The organism is Parasynechococcus sp. (assembly GCF_042954245.1).
GTDB lineage: Bacteria > Cyanobacteriota > Cyanobacteriia > PCC-6307 > Cyanobiaceae > Parasynechococcus.
The window spans coordinates 1-5198 of the sequence record NZ_JBGKDP010000071.1 but is presented as its reverse complement, the minus strand read 5'-3'; the positions used below and the strand labels follow the sequence as shown (position 1 = coordinate 5198).

The 5198-nt window shown below is 58.1% G+C and carries 3 protein-coding genes, 1 rRNA gene and 1 pseudogene; all 5 read right to left on the bottom strand.

Annotated features, from left to right (window positions below; translation table 11 throughout):
- Positions 1–126: ribosomal RNA gene (locus ACGVJ8_RS03450) — 16S ribosomal RNA — on the bottom strand; the annotation flags it as partial.
- Between the two features lie 623 nt (positions 127–749).
- Positions 750–1377, bottom strand: a pseudogene (locus tag ACGVJ8_RS03445) (inositol monophosphatase family protein); the annotation flags it as partial.
- 86 nt (positions 1378–1463) lie between these two features.
- Positions 1464–3176, bottom strand: a complete 1713-nt coding sequence (locus tag ACGVJ8_RS03440; RefSeq protein WP_392345498.1) for a TolC family protein — start codon at positions 3174–3176, stop codon at positions 1464–1466.
- A 24-nt stretch (positions 3177–3200) separates the two neighbouring features.
- The gene (locus ACGVJ8_RS03435; RefSeq protein ID WP_392345497.1) at positions 3201–4598 is read right to left on the bottom strand and encodes a TIGR03279 family radical SAM protein; all 1398 of its coding nucleotides are present in this window, start codon (positions 4596–4598) and stop codon (positions 3201–3203) included.
- Positions 4599–4617: 19 nt separating this feature from the next.
- On the bottom strand, positions 4618–5198 hold a 581-nt coding region (locus ACGVJ8_RS03430; protein WP_392345496.1), incomplete at its 5' end, for an undecaprenyl-diphosphate phosphatase.

Below are 5198 nucleotides of genomic sequence, written 5' to 3'. Positions count from 1 at the left end.
CCCTCCTGAGGGCAGATTCTCACGCGTTACTCACCCGTCCGCCACTAACCCGAAGGTTCGTTCGACTTGCATGTGTTAAGCACGCCGCCAGCGTTCATCCTGAGCCAGGATCAAACTCTCCGTTGTAGATCATTTCCTCTTGGACGTTTTCACGTCCTCAAAATGATTTGCGTCACCCATTACTCAGTTAAAACTGGCAACAGTTGAGGCCTCCTTTCGCTGACACAAAAGGGTTCTTAAGAGTGCATCTCTAGATTTCTCTGTCAATGACTTTCCGGGATCTCAGATCCGGTTGTTGCTCCACAATTCGCACACCGGCAACAAGAGAGCTCGTGAAAACCCTCCCGTTGCAGCGCATTGCTTCAGCGCAACGAAATTTTTTGACGGGACCTCACACCTTCATCGCTCTTTCATTTAGCTCCTCACTTCACCTCTCGGTTCGGCTCAGAACTAAACGCGATGAAAGCGTCAGTCCTAAACTTTTCAATTGTCTAGGTGCGACCAAACGGCTCTTCACTCCCTCTCAGGAGATCGATCGATTGGTCATCGCGGCCTCTCGAGACCGCTTGAAGAACTTACAACACCGTGGGATCGCTCCCTTTTGGCCTCGTAAGCCGCCTCAGACATATCGAGACTTTCGCCTCAAGCGCTTCGGCTTGCACGCTCGCCTCTCGGCTCCCGCGCAAGACAAAACCATAACACCACAAACCCCGCTGGTGCAATAAAGACCCTTCAGGGCTTCAGCCGAGGTCGGCAACGTCTTCTCCTGGAGAGAGCCGCGCAGGATCCGCATCCAACCAGCGAATCGGACAACCCAGTTCATCCAGCACTAACCAAGCCGCCGCCAGATCCCAGATCTTGGGCGTGGCCTCCAGTGAAGCGATGGTCTGCTCCATCGCTTCACTCACCAAATTGAGGCTGGGGACACCAAGCAGACGGATCTTCCCGGGAAAACGCTGATCAGGTTTGCGCTGCTACACATGCATCGAGCGGCTGCAAAGAGATACGCAAGCACTGGTGGCCAGGGCTCGAGTCTCCGAGGTCAGCGGCTGATTGTTTCGAGTGGCACCCCGACCACGCAAAGCGACAAAGCGTTGGTTCAGCGCTGGCACATCCAGGAAAACCTCACCGGAACGGCCATCGACGAAACGGGCCACGGAAATCGCCCAATAGGGAATGCCCGCCGCAAAGTTGGTGGTCTCGTCCAGGGGATCCACCACCCAATAGGCCCGCGTGTTCGGAACTGTTTTCGATCCTTCCTCACTGAGGACACCTTCACCAGGAGCAATGCTGGGCAAGCCCTCCATCAGAGCGGCATCACTCCAGCGATCGCAGTCAGTGGTTTAAGGAGCCATCGGGCTTTACATCGGAACCGATCTGACCAAAGTCCTACAGCTGACGAGCACGGATGCGATCCAGCAATAGATGAACAGCGCCCAGTTGATCGTCACTGAGCACCGACGTCACCACAGAGGCTGCACAGGACTGGTCTCAGTTTGATCGACCGACGAACCTGCGGTGGCCACCGTTGGGCAAGCGGTCTTCAGCGGCGTGGGCTCTATCGGAATCAGTGGTTGATCAAGTTCCGGCTTCGTGGATGGCAGTGAAACCGCATTGCAAGCGACTAAGGCATCCAGACCTGTACGGCGCTGTAGCAGCGCCAAATTGGAGTTGTAGCTGTTGATCGCATGTGCATATTTCAGCTCTGCCTGGGTGACATCACGCTGGTTGTTCACCACTTCCCTCTGCACGCCAACACCCGCCTGAACCCTCAGCTGGGAGAGACGCAAGGATTCTTTTGATGAAAGGACTTCGATCGCTGTGGTTTCGATGCTCTGAATGGCAGCTCGTAGACCGAAAAAGCTTTGCTCCACCTCAAAGCGAATCTGGCCTCGCAGATTGGCGAAATCAAAGCGGCTCTGCTCAGCAGCCTGCTTGGAGCGCTGGTATTCAGCACGAGAACGACCACCATCAAACAAGCGCCAGCTCACCCTCAGCGCTGTGCTGTTCTGCACGCCATCAGTGAAATCGCCCATGTCAATATCACTGATGGACGGCTGGCCGCTCTGCCCTGCCGTACGCGATGCCGAGGTGGAGTTGACGAAGCTCAAGACGGGTTGCACTGCAGCCAGAGAAGCATTGGCCTGGCTGTTGTTGATCGAGATATCAAGAATCAGCTGATCGAGCTCTTCGCGGTAGTTGTAGGCGGCAACAATGCTTTCCTGCAGTGAGGATTCCCAGAGGCCCAAGGGTCGCGCGGGTGTCGCGGCAGTCGGAGTGACGTCCTGAGGGAGGCCAAGCACCCTGGCCAGGTTCCGACGCTCTTGATCCTGATCGCGGAGATTGGTTGTCATGGTGTCGCGGTCACGCGCCAGTTGAGTTTCTGCTTCCAGGACATCCAGCTTGGTATTCACGCCTGCGTTGAAGCGCGCCCGCGCATCGCGGTAACTCACCAACGATGCTTTGACAGAGTCTTGGCCGATGCGTACTTCCGCATCGGCACGTTGTAGATCAAAGTAAGCCCTCTGCGCTTCCAGACGAAGATCACGAAGAGCGATTAGGTAGGCATCACCGGCGCGCTCAAAACGATCCCGAGCTGCTGCGATCTGAGGAACCCGGGCAGGATTGATCAAATCCCAGCTTACCTTCAATTCACCATTGACTCTCCACTCACGGGCATAGCTCTCATCGGCTCTATCCGTAGCGAAGTCTGGATTTCGATAGGCATAGGACTCGAAGTATTGAGGGAGTCCGCTGGCCGAAAGGTCGACCGTGGGATACCAAGCGGCGATGGCTGCACGGAGTGCAGACTTGGCCTGATCCACCCGACTGGCCGCAGCTTTGAGTTGTGGGCTGTTGAACTCGGCCAGCTGGATGGCTTCTTCGAGGGTGAGGGGACGCAGCTCATGAATGCGCACCTGAGATGGCGCATCGGGAAGAGCTAAATTGGGAGGAGCAACCAGCGGTTCGAGGGATGCAGGCAAAGCATCCACTGCTGGAGCCAAAACCGAGAGGTCTGCCTTGGGACGAACACCCTTCAGATCGATCACATCCGGGAGGGTGACCTGGTCTATCAAGGCCGACTTAGCCTGAACTGCGTCTTCGCTGAGCGCAGGGGATACACCGGAAGAGACAACGCCAGCTACGAGACATAGACCCGCGGTGATCCGGCGCACAGCAATCAAAAACTTTCTTGGAGCTTAGGGACTTTTTCCTACGACACCCAAAACTGAGTCCACGACTTCAGCCGCCCCATGCACGATCTGAATGGGGACCGGTAGCTGCGCGGCCAGGGCTTCCAGGGTCATGTCATCCAGGAAGACGGGCGCCCCCTGCCGCAACATCACCGATGGCAGCAGCAGCTCATCGCCCAGCTCTCGGCCCTGCAGGCCAGTGAGCAGATCCTGTCCCGTCAGCAGTCCGGTCACCACTTGCTCCTGCCCCCAGTAGGGACTAGGCAACCCGATCAGATGAAACTCGACGCCATCAACAGCATTCAATCGTTCAGCCACAGGCTGCAAAGCCTGAACCACAATTTGACCGACCACCCAGCTGGAACGACGGGGCTGAGGAACGGCGCCGGGCAAATCCTCAGTTGCGGCATCCAACGCTTCAAGGAAGGCACGGATGCTGCCCACGCCATTTTCCTGCTGCGGGAGATCCTCATAATTATCCCGGGGCGGCAAAGGCAATCCCGCCACCAGGTACCACTCATCGGAGAGCCAGGCAAAACGGGTGCCCAAAACCTCCTGGAAGCGCTGCTGCATGGGTTCCACCTGAGCAATCACCCTGCGGGCGCAGTCCGGATCCACAGGAACTAAGCCGTCATCCGCCGGCCTGAAGCGGGTGAGCCCTACCGGCACCACCGCCGCAGAAAGCACCGCCGGCCAGGGGCCTGCCGCGAAGAAGGCGAGGTCGTTCAGCGTTCTCTCTAGGGCAGGACCATCATTTAGTCCCGGGCAAACCACCACCTGGGCATGGATCTGCAGATCACGCTGGTCAAACCAGGCGAGCTGGTCCATTACCTGAGCGGCACGCGGATTCACCAGCAGTTGTGAGCGGAGCTCGGGATCCGTGGCATGCACTGAGACAAACAAAGGCGATAAACGCTGCTCCTCAATCCGCTGCCAGTCGGCCTCGCCCAGGTTGGTGAGCGTCAGATAGGAGCCATAGAGAAAACTCAGCCGGTAATCGTCGTCTTTGAGGTAAAGGCTGTCCCGCCGCCCGGGGGGCTGCTGATCGATGAAACAGAACGGACAGTTGTTGTTGCACTGACGCAAGCCATCGAAGAGAGCCTCGGTGAAGGCCAGCCCAAGGCCGTCATCAGCATCCTTTTCCAATTCCACCCGATGCAGCGCACCCTTTGCATCACGCACCTCAAGGCAAAGCTCCTCCTCCACGCAGAGGTAGCGGTAATCGATCAGATCACGCGGGCGAATGCCATTGATGCTGAGCAACTGATCGCCCGGCTCAAAACCCAGCTCCTCCCCAATCGAGCCGGACTCCACTGACGCCACCACCGCTGGCTGCGGTTGACGACCACTGCTGCTTGGATCCAGAGCTGCAACGGCAACCCCGGCGGATGGCTCATTCCACACAAGCCGGCTTCATCTGAACTCAGTGTGCGCCGTGAAAGCCCCACCAGACCAGCAGAAGCAACCCGAACAGCAGCCGGTAGGCAACGAAGACCCAGGTGCTGTTGCGCTGCAGGAACTTCAGCAACCAATCAATCGCCAGCCACGAAACCAGTGCAGCCGAACCAATTCCGACCAGCAACGGCAGGGGACTGGTGTCAAGGCTGGCGGCCAGAGCATCCTTGAGCTCCACCAGACCCGCGGTGGTGATAGCGGGAATGCCCAAAAGGAAGGAAAAGCGGGCTGCATCAGCCCGCTGCCAACCGTCGAACAGGGCAGCGGTGAGGGTGCTGCCGGAACGCGACACCCCCGGGAGCAACGCGAGGGCCTGAGCGAGTCCCACCAGCAGGCCATCACGGCCTGAGACCACTGAAAGCTGCTTGCTCCGAGCACCGACCCGTTCAGCCAGAGCCAGCAGCAGCGCCATCACAATCGAGACGATGGCAATCGAGGGAACGCTGCGCAGGGGTGACTGTTCATAGCCCTGGGCCCAGACGAATTTGATTCCCAAACCGATCAGCAAGATCGGCAGGGTGCCCACCACCATGGCGAACCCGAGACGCG